General features: G+C 69.1%; 8 protein-coding genes. All 8 read right to left on the bottom strand.

Annotation, left to right across the window (positions count from 1 at the left end):
• Nucleotides 1–3: 3 nt before the first annotated feature.
• Genes RBA41_RS03870 through RBA41_RS03835 form a run of 8 tightly spaced genes read right to left on the bottom strand, consistent with a single transcriptional unit; the run spans nt 4 to nt 16,564 of the window.
• The gene (locus RBA41_RS03870; protein WP_306621217.1) at nt 4–534 is read right to left on the bottom strand and encodes an NADPH-dependent FMN reductase; all 531 of its coding nucleotides are present in this window, start codon (nt 532–534) and stop codon (nt 4–6) included.
• Entirely contained in the window at nt 531–1,757 is a 1,227-nt protein-coding gene (locus RBA41_RS03865; protein ID WP_306621215.1) for a cytochrome P450, read from the bottom strand. Before RBA41_RS03865 ends, RBA41_RS03870 begins: the two co-directional genes overlap by 4 nt.
• A 32-nt stretch (nt 1,758–1,789) precedes the next feature.
• Nucleotides 1,790–2,068, bottom strand: coding sequence for an acyl carrier protein (locus RBA41_RS03860; protein WP_306621213.1), 279 nt, complete (start codon nt 2,066–2,068; stop codon nt 1,790–1,792).
• Nucleotide 2,069: 1 nt separating this feature from the next.
• Complete coding sequence (locus tag RBA41_RS03855; RefSeq protein ID WP_306621212.1) at nt 2,070–3,815, bottom strand: acyl-CoA dehydrogenase family protein; 1,746 nt, start codon at nt 3,813–3,815, stop codon at nt 2,070–2,072.
• A complete protein-coding gene (locus tag RBA41_RS03850) occupies nt 3,812–5,524 on the bottom strand; it encodes an acyl-CoA dehydrogenase family protein (protein ID WP_306621209.1) in 1,713 nt (570 codons plus the stop codon). Before RBA41_RS03850 ends, RBA41_RS03855 begins: the two co-directional genes overlap by 4 nt.
• The gene (locus RBA41_RS03845) at nt 5,521–7,284 is read right to left on the bottom strand and encodes a fatty acyl-AMP ligase (RefSeq protein ID WP_306621207.1); all 1,764 of its coding nucleotides are present in this window, start codon (nt 7,282–7,284) and stop codon (nt 5,521–5,523) included. Before RBA41_RS03845 ends, RBA41_RS03850 begins: the two co-directional genes overlap by 4 nt.
• Entirely contained in the window at nt 7,281–8,972 is a 1,692-nt protein-coding gene (locus tag RBA41_RS03840) for a thioester reductase domain-containing protein (RefSeq protein WP_306621205.1), read from the bottom strand. The genes RBA41_RS03845 and RBA41_RS03840 overlap by 4 nt, the downstream gene beginning before the upstream one ends.
• The gene (locus RBA41_RS03835; RefSeq protein WP_306621203.1) at nt 8,969–16,564 is read right to left on the bottom strand and encodes a non-ribosomal peptide synthetase; all 7,596 of its coding nucleotides are present in this window, start codon (nt 16,562–16,564) and stop codon (nt 8,969–8,971) included. Before RBA41_RS03835 ends, RBA41_RS03840 begins: the two co-directional genes overlap by 4 nt.
• Between the last annotated feature and the right edge of the window lie 192 nt (nt 16,565–16,756).

The following is a 16,756-nucleotide window of genomic DNA, read 5'->3' as shown; positions in this document are numbered from 1 at the left end:
CGGTTAGTCGGCCATCGCCGGCACGCCGGCCATGGCATGCAAGGCCGCCAGCAGCGGTTCTGCCAGCGCGGGATTGCCGATCATGTCGGCCTGCGTGTAGTTCTTGCCCGCCACCGGGATCACCGGCGAGGCTTCGTCGACCACGATCCAGCCCATGGTGGTGATGATCTCGACCAGCGCGGCATGGCAGTGCACCGCCCGCCCCGAGGCGTTGATCAGCGCCACCCGCTTGCCGGCCAGCTCGGTGCTGCCCACCACCCAGTCGAGCGCATTCTTGAACGCGCCCGGCACCCCGTGCACATACTCCGGACACGCGACGACGATGCCGTCGCAGTCGCGCAGCAGCGCGCGCCAGGCTTGCACCAGGGGCGGCGCGTCGTGCTCGATGTCGGGGTTGAACTGCGGCAGATCGCCAACGCCCTCGTACAGCGTGATGGCGATATCTGATGGCGCCAGCGCGATGGCCGCGCGCAGCAAGGTGGTGTTGGCCGATTCGCGCCGCAAGCTGCCCGAGACAGCGACCAGGCGCGTCATGCCCGCTCTCCTGCCGCCTGCTGCCAGGTGACCGGCATGGCCTTCAGGCCATACAGCACCATCTCGTGGCGGAACGCCAGCGCATCGGCGTCGCCGGCCAGCTGCAAGCCGGGAATGCGCTCGAACAGCGTGCCGAAGACGATTTTCAGTTCCAGCCGGGCGAAGGCGGCGCCGATGCACTTGTGCAGGCCGTGGCCGAAGCCGACATGGTTCGGGCACTGGCGCCGGATGTCGAACTGGTCGGCGTCGGGATACACGCTATCGTCGCGGTTGCCCGAATTGAGCATGACCAGCACGCCCTCGCCGGCCTTGATCAACTGGCCGCCCACTTCCACGTCTTCCAGCGCCGCGCGCGGCAGGCCGGCGTGATTGACCGACCAGTAGCGCACCAGTTCATCGACCAGGGTGTCGAGCAAGGCCGGCTCGCGCTGCAAATCGGCCAACTGGTCGGGGTGGGTCATCAGGGTCAGGGTGCCCAGGCCCATGACCTGGGCCATGGTGTCGTAGCCGCCCAGCAGCAGCAAGGCGGCGATGCCGACCATCTCCTGGTGGCTGGCGCGCTCGCGGTTGGCCGGATTGGCCACCAGGCGCCCCAGCAGGTCGTCGCCCGGGTTCTGCTCCTTTTCGGTGACGATGCGGTCGAAATACATCATCAGTTCGATGGCCGCGCCCTGCGACTGTTCCGGCGTGCTGCTGCGGTCGAGCACCGTGTCGGTGCGGCTCTGGATGAAGGGGCTGTCCTCGTACGGCACGCCGAGCAGCTCGCAGATGATCAGCGAGGCGGTCGGCAGGGCCATGACGGCGACAAAGTCGACCGGCGGCGGCAGCTTGAGCATGGCGTCGATCATGCTGTCGACGATGGCTTGCATTTTCGGGCGCAAGGTCTCGACGTAGCCGCCCTTGAATTCATCGATCACCAGCGAGCGCAGGCGCGAGTGCACCGGCGCGTCCATCTGCATGAAAAAGCCCGGCGGCGGCGCCACATCGCCCGACAGGTAGGATGGATAGCCGGGCGCCAGCGGGTCGGAGCTGAAGCGCTTGTCGGTCAGCACCGCGCGGATATCCTGGTGGCGCGTGATCAGCCAGGCCAGGTCGCCGCGCGGGGTGCGCACGCGCGCCACCGGCTGCTCCATGCGCAGCTGGCGGTATTCCGGCGGCGGGTGATGCGGGCAGGCGCGCGGAAGGGGGAATTGCAGGGCGCCGTCGGCGTCGATGTCTCTCATGATCGTCCTCTTTTTAGATTGGTGGTGTGGGTTCAGGCTTTTTCGAGCGCCATCATCTCGATCAGCACCTTGCTCAGTGCATCGATGGTGGGGTGGTCCCACATCAGGGCGTTATCGAGCGTCAACCCGAGGTAGTCCTCGATATCGGCGTTCAGGGTCAGCGCATAGACCGAGTCCAGGCCGTAATCGGCCAGCGGCGTGTCGCTGCGGATCTGGTCGGGCGTCAGGCGCACGTATTCGGCGACGCGCTCGGCCAGCCAGGTTTTCAGGGATGCTTCGGTTGGTTCGACGGTGTAGGGTGCGATGCTCATATCAGCTTTCTTGAAGGGTTGAGGAAGGATTGGCGCCCCATGCGGACAGGGGACGCCGGGTCAGGTCGAAACTTTGCGCGCGCTCGTGGCGCGCTTCCAGCTCGGCGAGCAGGAAAGCGAGGTGCTCCGGGTCGTGCTGCGCGGTGCTGCCGGACAGGCGGCCCTGCAGCCGTTGCAGCACCACTTCGAGCCAGCGCGGGTCCGCCAGAAACGCGTCGCGCTCCTGGCCAACCCGCGCCTGCTCGCGCCACCACAGGTTCAGGCAGGCCGACGCCGCCAGCACCGTCACGTAGCACCCGCACTGCGCGTAACTGTGCGGGCTGGCCATGACGCTGGACTCGGCCGGCGCCAGCGCAACGTAGTAAGCCTGCAAACGCGCCAGTTCGTCGGTGAAGCGCTGCGCCAGGACGGCCAGCTGCGGGTGGGCTTGCAGGGCCGCGCACACGGCTGGCAGTGCCGCCGCCAGCGGATCGTGGCCGGCCGCGCCCAGCGCCAAAGTCGCAAAGTCGAAAGGCGCGAGCGGCGCGCCAATGTCGAACAGCGCTTCCGGCGCGGCAGGCGAATCGTCGCGCAGCCAGGTGCGGCGCGCCAGTAGCGGCAACTGGGGCATGATCGTCATCTGGCACGTCACGCGCGCCGCATGGCCGAACGAGGCAGGTTTCAGGTCGCGCACCAGTTTCTGGAACAGCGCATTGCGCCCGTCGCGCAGGTAGAACTGGGCGCCCAGGATGGCCGACAGGCCGGTCATGGCGTCGATCAGCAGCTTGGGCACGAGGTACTTGACGGCGGCGCTGGTCACGCCGCCGGCCTGCGGTATCAGATGCAGGGTGCGCGCGGCGATGGTCACGAAGCAGTCCGCCAGCAGCAGGTCGGCAAAAGCGCCCGCCACGACCGCGCGCGTTTGCGGCAGTTCGAGCACGGCGCGCCCGTACAACTGGCGCTGGCGGGTGTAGCGCAGGGTGCTGCGCAAGCCCGTGTCGAGAATGCCCATGAACATGCCGGGCAAGGCGACGCGTGTGACCTGGAACGCCTTGAGCGCCGTTTCCAGCCCCTGCCCCGGCGTGCCGATGATGCTCTCGTGCGGCAGCGCGCAATCGTTGACGTCGATGCAGCCAAGCTGCACGCCGCGCATGCCGACGCTGGACAGCCGCGCCGGATAAGTGGTCTTGGCCCCGTCCAGCGCGCGTTTTTCCACCAGCAGTTGCGAGTGGCTGCGCCCGCCCACTCGGGTATCGGTGCGGGCGTAGACGATGATCGCATCGGCGCGCGTGATGTTCGCGATCACCTGCTTGCCGCCGTTCAGGACCAGGCCGTCCGCGCCGGGCAGCGCCTCGAAGTCGCAGCGCGCCAGGTCGTTGCCGTGGTCGAGTTCATGGTAGGCGCAGGCCAGCTTGCGGTTACGCAGCAGCAGGTCGGCCACCGTGCGCTGCTGCGCGGGCGAACCGGCGCTCCAGACGTTGACGGCGGCGATCAGGGAACTGGCGCCGTAGCCCAGACCCAGGCACGGGTCGCGCCGGAATACGGCTCGTCCCAGTTCGATCATGCTCGGAAGCGCATGCAGGCGCCCGCCCAGCGCGGCCGGCACGAATTCGGCGCCGAAGCCGAAGCGGTCGAGCGTTTCCTCGCCGGCGGCCAGCATGTCGCCACGTTCGTCAGCCGCCAGCACCTGGCCGAAGCCGCACGGATTGGCGCTGTCGCACGGGTCGCCCAGCATGTTTTCAAGAGCGCCGACGCTGGATGCGTTCATGCCGCCTCCCCTGCCGGCGCCAGGATCGATGCCCGGGGTAGGCCCGGGGCCGACAGCGCCTGCGCCAAGGTATCGTAGATCGCCATATCGTCTTCCAGTCCGGGTGCATCCGGGGTCAGTTGCGCCAGCAGGCGCACCAAGGCCGCTTCCAGCCACAGCGCGTCATGCCACAGCGGCGCGCCCTGGTTGGCGGCGCGGTTGGCCAGCCAGTAACCGACGCAGGCCGCGCCGGCGAAACACAGTTCGTAGCGGCGCGCCAGATCGAAGGCCGCAGGCGGTACCTCGCGCGGCGACGGTTGATACGCGCCGCACTGCTCCAGCGTGGCGGCGCTGGCCGCGCACAGGGCGTTCGCCAAACGCTGCACGCGCGCCGGCGCGCCGGTCAGCTGCGTGCACGTGTGCGGCAGGCTTTGCAGCACGCTGCAACCGCCCGCCGACATCATGCTCAGTTTTTCGGGTGCGAATTCGGGCAGCGCAGCGCCGGCATCGAACACAATCGCCAGGCCGCCGCGGTCGCAGCGTGCGTCGCGCCAGCCGCGCGCCAGGTTGCGGAACTGGTTGATCAGTCCATTGCGGTTGACCACCGTGCTGCCGTCGAAAATGGCGACGATGCGGTGGTCACGTTCGAGCTTCTGGAACATGCCATGCTCGAACACTTCGGTCAGGAATGCGCGCGCGCCGAGCAGTTCGCCGAGGGAGCCGATCATCTCGTCGACCGCGCTTGGCACGTGCGCCTTGGCCAGCGCGGCCACCACGCTCATTTCGCCCGGCAGCGCCGCCATGCAGCGCCCCGCCACTACGCTGACCGCTTCGGCAGCGAGCAAGGTGGCGGCGGCTTCGCCGATCACGCGCCGCACCAGCGGCAAATCGAGCATGCGCCGTCCATACAACTGGCGCTCGCCGGCAAAGCGCAGCGCCAGTGCCAGCGCGTGGTCGGCGGCGCCCAGCGACAAGGCGGAGCAGGCGGTGCGGCTCATTTGCAGGGCCTTGAGCACGATTTCCACGCCCTGCCCTTCGCGTCCGACCAGGGCGCCGGGCGTTACCTGCGCATTGGCGTAGGCGATGCCGCTGATGTCGGCGCCGCGGATGCCGTGCGTGGCTTCCTTGGGCAGGCAGCGGTAGCTCCCGGCAGGCAGGCTGCGTTTATCGATCAGGAACAGGCTGAAACCGCGCGGCCCGCCCGCCGCATCGGTGCGCGCCAGTGCGCACAGCACCTGGCCGCGGGTGGCGTTATTGATCAGCCACTTTTCACCATCCACGCGCCAGCCGGCGGCATCCGGCGTCGCCGTCAGTTCGCCGGCCAGCAGGTCGCTGCCGTGTCCGCGTTCGGTCAAGCCCCACGACACGACCGCGCCGGCGGCGACGTCGCGCCCGAGCGCGTGCGCCTGCTCCGGGTCGGCCGCCACCCACACGCAGCCGGTGCCGAGGAAGGTCTTGCCGTGCGCCACCGCCACGGTCAGGTCGCGCCGCGCCACCGCGCGCCACAGTTGCAGCAGTTCGGAGAAACTCTCCATGCGCCCGCCGTGGCGGCGCGGCACGTACCAGGCCGCCAGCCCGAAATCATCGAGCACCTTGCAGGCCGCCGCCGGAAAAGCTTCCAGGCGATCCAGCTCGGCGCTGACGGCGGGCGAAAACGGCTGGCCCTCGGCGGATGCCGCCTCCAGCACGCTTTCGAGCGCGACCAGGGCCGACAGGTCGCGCGCGCTCACGCCACGCTCCCGGCCACCGGCTCGGCATGGCGCAGCGCCTGCAGGTGCGCGTCCACGTCTTCGTACATTGGCGTGAGCGACTGCTGCAGGAAAGCGGTGCGCATGGTGCCGCGCTGGATCTTGCCGCTGGTGGTGCGCAGCACCCCGCCCGGCCGCAGCAGCACCACGGCCGATACCCGCACCCCCGCCGAGGCCATGACGGTGGCCTTGATGCCGCGCGCCAGGGCCGGCAGCACGCTCTCGCACCACTGCCCGCGCAGTTCGTGGGTGACCACCACTTCCTCGTGCGGCGCGGTGACCGTGAATACCGCGCCGGCGCCGCTGGCCAGTTCCGCATGCTCGGCGCGCACCGCGCGTTCGATGTCTTGTGGGTACAGGTTACGGCCGTGCACGATCATCATCTCCTTGTGGCGGCCCGTGACATACAGTTCGCCGCCGTGCAGCACGCCCAGGTCTCCGGTGCGGAAGTAGCCGCCCTGGCCATCCACGGTGCAGGCGCCGAAGTCGCGCGCGCTCGCTTCCGCATGCCGCCAGTAGCCTTGCGCCACGCTCACGCCGCGCAGCCAGATTTCGCCGACCACGCCGGCACCGGCCACCTCGCGCGTTTCCGGGGCGACGATCAGCACGTCCAGGTCGTGCACCACGCCGCAACTGACCACGCTGCGCGCGCCCTGCGCGCTGGGCATGAAGCGGTGGCGTTCGAGCAGGTCGGCGTCGACCGAACACACCGGCGCCACGCGAGCGCCGCTGCCGGACACGAACAGGGTGGTCTCGGCCATGCCGTAGCACGGGCAGATGACGTCGGCCCGCAAGCCCAGCGGAGCAAAGCGCTCCACGAAGGCGCTGATGGTGCGCGCCTGTACCAGCTCGGAGCCGTTGGCGGCGTGGCGCCAGTGCGACAGGTCCAGCCCCGCCACCTGGGCGTCGTCGATCCGCTGCAGGCACAGGTCATAGGCGAAATTGGGCGCGGCCGTAAAGGCGATGCGGAAGTCGGCGATCATGCGCAGCCACAAATGCGGACGCTTGAGGAAGGTGTTGGGCGTGGTCAGGATGCAGGTACTGCCGAGGAACAGCGCTGGCAGCAGAAGGCCCATCAGGCCCATGTCGTGGAACAGCGGAATCCAGCCGCCGAAGCGGGTCTCCGGACCGAGTCCGTAGGCGCGGCACAGGCTGTCGGCATTGTGCAGCAGGTTGTCGTGGCTGATCATCACGCCCTTGGGCGCGCCGGTCGAGCCGGAGGTGTACTGCAGCAGCGCCAGGGTGGCGCGGCTGACCTCGGGCATGCGCCAGGCATCGACCTCGCCCAGTGCGGCGTCGTCGCTGGCCACGCAGGCAATGGCGCCGACCTGCTGGTCGCGCGCCCATTCCCGCACCGCCTCCAGGTTGGCGCTGTCGGTCAGCAGCGCGGCCACGCCGGCGTCGCCGGCGATGCGGGCGATGCGGCGCTGCTGGTGCGGATGCTGTCCCGGCAGCGGGGCCGGCACCGCGATCATGCCGGCATACAGGCAAGCGACAAACGCCGCCGCGAAGTTCAGGCCCGGCGCGTACAGCAGCAGCACCCGGTCGCCCGGATCGGCGCGCTCCTGCAGCCAGGCGGCGATGCGGCGCGCCTCGGCGTCCAGCCGGCTGTAGCTGAGCGACTGCGCGCCGGCCGGACGGGCCGGGTCGGGCACCAGCGTGACGGCATCCTGCTGCGGCGTGGCGCGGGCATGGCCACGGATCACATCGACGATATTGCTGTGTTCCAGAAAACGGTTCATGGTGCACTACCCTTCACGTTGGCCGCAGGCAGATAGCCGGTGGCGACAAAATAATCGAGATAAACCTGGATGAAAGCCGGATCGATCGGGCGCCGTTCGATGCCGGAGCCGGCCAGCGCGGCCTGCAGGCGCTCGTCGCGAAAATGCGGCGCGCTGCCCGGGTAGCCCACGTCGGCCGAGGGAATCTCGGCGCCGAACAGGGGGAAGAATTTGGCCAGGGCGTTGTCCTCGCCGTGCTCCAGCGCCGCCGCCAGGGCGCGGTACCAGTCCGGGTACGGCACGCGTTTGAGCGGATAGCCGCACACGCCCAGCATGTCGACCAGATCGTCCCAGCGCACCGTATTGGCGGCCGGCAGGTTGAACTGGCTGCCGTGCCACTGCCCGCCCAGCGCGATGTGGGCCACCGCCCTGGCGCAGAAATCCACCGGCACCATCTCCAGGCAGACATTGAAGTCGAGCGCCAGGCCAAGCTGGATGCAGCCCTTGATCGAGGCGTTCAAGAAGGTGTCGTCGGAACAGGCGCCGGTGTCTTGCGCGCCCGTGATCAGGCCGGGCCGGTAGACGCACACCGGCAGCCCACGTTCGCCAGCCAGGGTGACGAGGCGGTCGCCCACCCATTTGCTCTGGCGGTAGCCGCCCACCACGCCGGTCGCGTCGCTCACCGCCACTTCGGCGAAATCCTGCGGTCCGTCGTGGCCCGGGAAAACCGCCAGCGAGGAAATGAAATGCACCGGCTTGATGCGGTCGCGGCAGGCCAGGCGCAGCACTTCCACGGTGCCCAGCACGTTGACCGCTTTCAGACGTTTGTACGGCAGCGCGTAGCTCGACAGCGCGCCGTTGTGGATGATCATTTCCGCTTCGCGCGCCATCTCTTCGTAGCTGGCGCGCGCCACGCCGAAATACGGCCGCGCGATGTCGCCCACCACGCCGATCAGGCGCGCGCGGTCGGCGTCGCGCGACAGGCCGTACAGCGCCATGTTCTCGACCACCCGGTCAAGCGCGGCGGCGCTGTCGGCCGCGCGCACCAGCACGTAGATGTGTGCGTCCGAGCGGTCCAGCAGTTCGCGCAGCAGGTAGGCGCCGGTGTAGCCGGTGGCGCCGGTCAGCAGGATGCGCCGGTACGGCCCGCACGACGGCGGCAGCGCGCCCGCCAGCGGGCGGATATCGTCGGCCAGCGCCGCTTCGGCAAACAGTTCGTCCGGATGCAGGCTGCGCGAATTGTGGCTGCTGTCGCCCGGAACGTCGGCTTTGCCGCTCAACATGGCCACCAGTTCGGCGATGCTGGGCCGGTCGAACAGGCGCCGCAGGCTAAGCGCCACGCCGAAGGCTTGCTTGACCCGCGCCGCCATCTGCGCGGCGGCCAGCGAATCGCCGCCCAAATCAAAAAAACTGTCGTGGATGCCCACCCGCGCCAGGCCCAATACATCACACCAGATCTGCGCAACCTGGCGCTCTTCCGGCGTGGACGGGGCCACGTAGCTGGCCGCGAGCGGCTCGTCGTGGCCGTGCAGCGGCAGCGCGCTTCGGTCGACCTTGCCGTTGGGGAGCTTGGGCAAGTGCTCCAGTACGACGAAGCGGCCGGGCACCATCGCTTCTGGCAAGTGCTCACGCGCAAAGGCGTTCAGGTCGGCACGCAGGCGCGTGGCCGAGGCGGATAACAGCGGTTCATTGGCGTACGGTACGGTCATGCTGATGTCTCCTTCAATCGTTGCTGGCCTTCGATCAGGGCGTCGAAATAGTCCATGCGGCCATCGGCGCCGACCAGCAGGCGCACCGCATAGCCGAAGCCTTCGGCCAGTTCGGCCACCTGTTCCGGGTCCACGGCGCTGCCGTCGTCGTGCTCCCAGAGCGCTTTTTCCAGGTCCCAGGCGGTGGCCACGCCATCGGCCTGGCGCAGCAGCTCCACCAGTTTCAGCGGGCGCACCAGGCGCTGGTTGGGAATGCCGGTCACGCGCAGCGCGCTCGGTCCGGCCTGCAGCGCCGCTTCCAGCGCCGCCATGCCGGCCCAGGCCATGTCAGGCGCGTCCATGGGGCCATCGGTCCGACCGGCGCCCGGCAGCACCACGTCGAAGCGGAAGCAGCTCAATTCGTTCTCGGCGTGGCCGCGTTTCAGTTGCAGGCGTGCGCCGGGCCAGCGCCGGAAGAACGCGATGGGCAGGCACAGCTCCGCCTCGGCAGCCAGCTGGCGCGCCAGTACCGAGGCGATGTCGCGCGCCGGCATCAGGGCTGGGGCCCGGTGCAGCTGGACCGAGGCGTGGAAGGCTTCGAGCAGGCCGGCGTCGCGCACGTCGCCTACGAACACCGCGCCAGTTGGTCCGGCGATGCGCACGGCGTCGCGCAGCACGCGGTCGAGGTAATCGGTGCCGGGGAAATACTGGATCACCGAATTGATGACCACGGTGTCGGCGCTTCCCGCCGCCATCTGCTCCAGGCAAGTGGCGTCGCCCTCGCGCAGCACGATGTGGGCTGGCAGGCCGCCCGGCAGCCGCAAGGACGCCTGCGCGCTGCGCAGCGCCGCCGGCGACACGTCCAGGCCGGTGTAGGCGTCGACGCGGGGTGCGAATTCGCGCAGGAACAGGCCGACGCCGACGCCCACATCCAGCATGCGCGAGGGCGCCAGGCGGTCGATGCTGCGCACTGCGTGGCCGAGCCATTCGCGCATCTGGGCCAGGGGAATCGGGGCGTTGTCGTAGCTGCTCAGCCAACCCGCGAAGTCATGCGCGCCGAGACGCTTTTCCTCGCCGTGCTGACCTTCGGCCTCGGCGTACGCGCCGTCCCACAGCGCGCCCCAGCGCGCGATGTGACCCGCTTCGGCAGCGCGGTCGACCAGCGCGGCCGATGGCGCCACAAACGCCACCAGTTCGGCCGTGCCGGATTCCTTCACGACGGCCACCACGGCCACCGACGCCACCTGCGGGTGGGTCGAGAGCACGCTTTCGACTTCGTCCGGCTCGACCCGGTGGCCCAGAATCTTGACCTGGCGGTCGACCCGGCCCAGGAATTCGAGCGCGCCGTCATTGCGCCAGCGCACCCGGTCGCCGGTGCGGTAGACCTGTGCGCCGTCGCCGCCCAGCATCGGGAAACGCTCGGCGCTCAGCTCGGGGCGGTTCAGGTAGACGCCGGAGACGCCATCGCCGCCGATCCACAATTCGCCCGCCACGCCAACCGGCACGGGACGGCGCGCGCCATCGAGCACCAGCACCTGGGTATTGGCGATCGGGGTGCCGATCGGGATGCAGCTCAACAAAGTATCCTTGCCTCGCACCAGTTCGTGCACGGTGGACCAGATCGTCGTTTCGGTCGGTCCGTACATATTGAATACACGGGTGGCCGGGAGCGCGGCCAGCAGGCGCGCTGCCAGCCCGACCGGAAACGCTTCGCCACCGACCAGCACCGCGCCGGCGCAGGATAACGCGGACAGCGCGGCCGGTTCGGCCGCCACCGCCGCCAAGAGCGACGGCGTGCCCTGCATCACAGCGATGTTGTGGCGCTTGCACAGGTCGGCAAAGGTATGCTCGCTGTCGGCGCACTCGGCGTCGTGCAGCGCGGCCAGGCGGGCGATGGCGGACAATCCGTCGATGACAGTCTCCGGCGCCGCACCAGCATCGGGCTGGTATGCCACGCAGTCGGCACCGGCGGCGGCCAGTGCATGCAGCATGTCGGCATCGCCCGGCAGCAGGCAAGGCACGGCCACGGCAACGCTGGTGCCGCCGGCGGCGCGGTAGGCTGCGGTGCGTGACGCCAGTTCCTCCAGCGACTGGCCCGGCAGCGGCGTGATGATCGCCATGCCGCGCGCGCCGGCGTCCTCGAATGCCGCCACGTCGGCGCCGGCCGCGATCCAGCGCAGCTCTTCGCGCAGGTCGTCCGGCAGCACCGGCCACTTGTTCGCCGCCGCCAGTTCGATGGCCGCGCCGCGCCAGCTGGCGGGCGTTGTCGGCAGCAGTAGCGCGTGGCGCAGCATGCGGCGGCGGTCAGCCTCGTCGCGCGCCAGGTTGCCGATGATATGCTCGGCCGCGATGACCACCTTGGCGCCGCGCGTCAATGGCCACAGCAGTTCCAGCACCGAAATATCGAACGAGACGCTGGTGACGGCCAGTACCGCTGTGCCGGGCGCGCAGGGAATGCGCGCATCCATGCCGGCGAAGAAATTGATCACGTTACGGTGGCGGATCAGCGTTCCTTTCGGCAGGCCGGTCGAGCCGGAGGTGTAGATGACATACGCCGCGTCGTCGGGGCCGGCGTCGAGCGCGCTGTCGGGCGCCAGCGGCGTGTCCGGCTGGGCGGCGATGGCGGGCGCGTCAAGGTCGACCAGCAGCACTTGCGGGCAATCCAGGTTGCTTGGGCCGCCACGCTCGGTGACGAGGCAGTCGATGCCGGCGTCCCCGGCGATGTAGGCCAGGCGCTGGGCCGGAAACGCCGGGTCCAGCGGCACATAGGCGCCGCCGGCCTTCATGATCGCCAGCAGCGACACCAGCAGCGCGCTGCCGCGCCGCAGGCTCACGCCCACCAGGCTGCCGCGCCGCACTCCGCGCTGGCGCAGTTCGCGCGCCATGCGGTTGGCGCGCGCTTCCAGTTCGGCGTAGTCGAGGGTTTCCCAGCGGTGCGCGGCGGCGGGTGCGTGCGGCTCCCATGCGGCCTGCACCGCGATCAGGCCGTGCACCGTGGCCGCGCGGTCGTAAGCGGATGCGGTGGCGTTCCAGCGCGCGATGGTGGCGTGTTCGTCCCCGCTCATCAGGTCGAGCGCGCAGGCATCCTGGCCGGGATGGTCGGCCAGCGCTTCGAGGGCGCGGGCATAGTAGGCCGGCAGGCGTGCGCACAGGTCCGCATCGAGCAGCGCGATGTCGCAATCGAGCCAGAAGCGCAGGCCGCCCTGTACCGGATCGACCAGGAAGTTGGCGGCCAGGGCGATATTGGTCTCCGCCACGCCAAGGCTGTCGAGAACAATATTGTCGGCGCCGCGCCCGGCCTGCCAGTCGAGGTGGAAATCCATGAAATTGACGTAGCTGTCGAGCTGAAGCTGGCCGCCCAGGTCGCGCTGGATCTGCCCGAACGGATAGCGTTTGTACGGCGCCGCCTGGCGCTCATGCTCGAACACCTTGCCGGCCAATGCCAGCAGGCTGGCGCCTTCGCAATCGATACGCAGCGGCAGCGTGTTGAGGAACACGCCGATCACCTGGTCGCCGCCGGCCGCTTCAAGGCGTCCGTTCGACACCACGCCGGTCAGCACCTCGCTGCTGTTGCAGACCATGCGCAGCAGCGCCACGTGGGCGGCGGCCAGGAGCGCCTTGAGCGGCAAGCCGTGCTGGCGCGCCAGTTGGCGCAACTGCTCGCCCAGGCCGGCGCGCAGCGGCACCTCGAACGCCTGCTGGCGGGTGGCGCGCTGGGCGCCTTGCTGCAGCGTTTTTCTCGGCAGCAGGGTCGGCTCGGCGCCGCGCAGCATGGTGGTCCAGAAATCGCGCGCGGCCGGTTCGCCCATGACGCGGCGTTCCTCAAGAACAAAGTCGCGGTACAGCGACGCGATGGCCGGCTGGAACAGCTCCTGGCCGGCCAGGCGCGCCCGGTAGCGGTTGACGATTTCCTGCAGCAGGGCGGCATCGCTCCAGCCGTCCAGCACCACATGGTGTTCCAGCACCGACAGCTGGAAGCTGGCAGGGCCGCGTGGATGAACCGTAAAGCGCAGCAGCGGCGCCGCGGACAGGTCGAAGCGGTAAAACTTGGCTTGCTCGACCCACGCGGCGATGGTGCGCGCGGCGCCGTCCGGGTCATCCGCGCCCAGGTCGTCGGCCAGTTCGAACGGCACCTCGACCTGCGCATGGACCAGTTGCAGCGGCTCCGAATAGCGCGACAGATCATAACTGCTGCGCAGCGCCGGGTGGCGCCTGAACGTGTCGGCCAGCGCGGCGCGCAGCGCGTCCACGTCCAGCATCGCGCCGATGTGCAGGCTGGTGACGACGCGGTACACCGCACTGTCGGCATCGAAGTCGGCATGGAACAGCATCCCGCCCTGCATGGCGCTGAGCGGATAGGCGTCTTCCAGCCCGTCCGGCAGGCGTGCGCGGTCTTCGGGGCGCAGCAGCGCGAACGGCGGCGCCGGGGCGCGTACCGGCGCGTGCTGGTCGAACGGCTGCAAACGCGCAGCCAGGGCGGCAATCGTCGGCGCCGCGAACAGGTCGGCGATGACGAAGGTGAATCCCTGGCGTTCGAGCGCGACGCGCATGCGGATGCTCAGCATCGAGTCGCCGCCCAGCGCGAAGAAGGACTGGTCGACCCCGATCTGTTCCGTCTGCAGCAGCTCGCGCCACACGGCCAGCAGCACGCGCTCGGCCTGCGTGGTAGGCGGCGCCAGCGCGGCCCCATGGTCGACCTGCGGCACCGGCAATGCGCGGCGGTCGATCTTGCCGTTCGAGGACAGGGGCAGCTGGTCCAGCATGACGATGTGCGACGGAACCATGTACTCGGGCAGCTGGCGGGCCAGGTCGGCCAGCAGCGCGCCTTCCAGGTCGGCCGGCGCACCGTCGGCGGGGGCGACATAGGCCACCAGGCGGCGCTCGCGCGCGCTGCGGTCCCACACCACGACCACCGCCTGCCGCACCGCGGGATTGGCCAGCAGGGCCGCTTCGATCTCGCCCAGTTCGATGCGAAAGCCACGCAGCTTGACCTGATGATCGAGCCGGCCCAGAAACTCGATGGCGCCGTCCTTGCGGTAGCGCGCCAGGTCGCCGCTGCGGTACATCAGGCCGGGCGCAAACGGATTGGGCACAAAACGTTCGGCGCTGAGCTGCGGCTGGTTCACATAGCCGAGCGCCACCTGCACCCCGCCGATATACAGTTCACCGGGCACGCCAACAGGCGCCAGCGCGCCGCTGGCGTCGAGCAGGTAGATCTGGGTGTTCGCCACCGGATAGCCGATCGGCACCGCGCCCTGCGCGTCTTGCGGCCGGCAATGCCAGGCGGTGACGTCGATCGACGCTTCGGTCGGCCCGTACAGATTGAGCAGGTCGATGTTGGCGGTTTCCGGCGCGAAGGCCGCGAAGAACGCGCCCACGGTGTCGGGACGCAGCGCTTCGCCGCTGCAGAACACGCGCCGCAGGCTGGTCATGGCGGGCAGCGTCTGTTCGAGGAACAGGTCGAGCATCGGCGGCACAAAGTGCAAGGTGGTGACGCCCTCGCCCACGATGGTGTCGGCCAGGTAGCGCGGATCGCGGTGCCCGCCCGGCTCGGCCAGGAACAGCTTGCATCCGGCCAGCAGCGGCCAGAAGAACTCCCAGACCGACACGTCGAAGGTGAACGGGGTCTTTTGCAGCACGCAGTCGCTGATGCCCAGGCGGTAGGTTTCCTGCATCCACAGCAGGCGGTTGACCACGCCCCGGTGCGGTACCGCCACGCCCTTGGGCTGGCCGGTGGAGCCGGAAGTGTAGATGACGTAAGCGGCGCACTCGGGCGTGGCGGCTGGCAGCGAGCCCGCGGCGGCGGGCGGCAGGCCGGCCAGCACCTGGTCGACCGCGACGGTGCGCACCGGCAGCGATTCCAGCAGCCCGGCCAGGGTCGAGCGGGTCAGCACCAGCGCGACGCCGGCATTGTCGACCTGGTAGGCCAGGCGCGCGGGCGGCAGGTCCGGATCGAGCGGCACGTAGGCGGCGCCGGCCTTCATGACGGCCAGCAACGACACCACCAGTTCCAGCGAGCGCACGTCGCACACGCCGACGCGCTGCCCGGGACCGGCGCCGAGGGCGCACAGATGCGCCGCCAGGCGGTCGCTGGCGTCGAGCAGTTCGGCGTAGCGCATGCTGGCGCCGGCCACCGCGATGGCGACCGCGCCGGGCGTGCGGCGCGCCTGTTCGTCGATCAGCTGGTGCAGGCTGGGGGCGAGGTCGTAGTCGCGCGCGGTCGCGTTGTACGACAGCAGTTGCGCATGCTCCCCGGGCATCAGCAGGTTCAGTTGGCCCAGTGCCTGGCCCGGTTCGGCCAGCAGGAAGGTATCGAGAAAGTGGACGAAGCGCTGCTGGTGCGCCGCCAGTTCGTCGCTGGTGTACAGGTCGGGATTGGCGTCGAAATAAATCTGAAGGCCGGAGCCGTCCGATTTGCCGTAAAAACCGATCAGCAGGTCGTTCACCGGTCCCGACGACAGGTAGTGCGCGGTGGTGTCGTGTTCGCCGAAACGCACCTGGTGGTCGAAGGAAATCACGTTCACGGTCGGCCCGGTGAGCCGCTCGCTGGTGCCGGACAGCTTGAGCGCCTGATGCAGCTCTTCGCCGCGGTAGCGCTGGTGTTTCAGCACGCGTCCGACCTGCCCGCTCACCTGCGCCAGCAGCTCGGCGATGGTCAGCGCACCGGGCAATGCCAGGCGCAGCGGCAGTTCATTGGCCATCATGGCCGGGGTGTCGAGCGCGGCGGGCGTCATGCGGCCCGTGACCGGCAAGCCCAGCACCACGTTGTCGTTGCCGGTGACGCGCTGCAGATAGGCGGCGGTGGCCGCCAGCACCAGCACCGACCAGCGGCAGGCGCTGCGGCTGCTGGCCGAACGCAAGTGCTCGATCGACTGCGCCGGCAACGTGACGGTGCGGCGCAGCAGCCCGCTGGACGCCATCGAGGCCACGCCCGACAGGCGTGCCGGTTCCGCGTGGCTGGCGAAGGCGTCGGTCCAGTAGGCGTGGTCGCGCGCATGCTGGGGCGAGGCGCGGTAGGCCGCTTCCTCGTCGAGCAGGGTGTCCAGGCTGCTGAACGGCGTGGCCGGCGGCATGCTACCTGCGCGCAGGGCCGTGTAAAGCTGGCCCAGCCGGCTCCAGTAGCGGGTCTGCGCGAAGCCATCCATGACGATATGGTGATAGCGCAGGTAAAACTGGTGCCGCTCCGGTCCCAGGGTAAAGATGACTTGCTTGAACAGGGGCGCTGCGCCGAAATCGGCGGCCTGCCCCAGGTCCTTGCGCATCCAGGCGGCGGCGCTGGCGTGCGGGTCGCGCTCGGCGCTGAGGTCGACCATGGTCAGCGTTTGCGGCGGCACATCCTCGATGGTCTGGCGCACGCCGCCGTCATGCTCGCTGAATCTCACGCGCAGCGCCTGCGTTTCCTGCACCGCCAGGCGGGCGGCGGCATCGAGGATCGCCAGGTCGAGCGCGCCGTCGATGTCGAGATAGCCGCCACAGTTATAGCGCGGATTGGATGGATCGAGTTGTTGCGCAATCCATACACCTTGCTGCGCCACCGATAAGGGCAAACCGCCCGGCGCCGTGCCGCTATCGGTTTGGGCGGGCCGTATTTCATGCATTGCCGACATGGACATCATACTGTTCCTTCTTCCGCCGCAGCGGATCAATGGGGTCTTCGGGTCGCCCGCAATGACACTGCAGGCATGAAGGCCGCTATACGTATTCATTCCGGGTAGTTAATGAATGAAAAATAACGATGAGCACGATTTTTATTGCTGGGTTTATCGATATTTGCGCAGGTGGCGGCGTGTTTTTCTCGCAACAGA

This window comes from Massilia scottii (assembly GCF_030846495.1).
In the GTDB taxonomy this organism is placed as follows: Bacteria; Pseudomonadota; Gammaproteobacteria; order Burkholderiales; family Burkholderiaceae_D; genus Telluria_A; species Telluria_A violaceinigra.
This window is presented reverse-complemented; position numbering and strand designations above follow the sequence as displayed.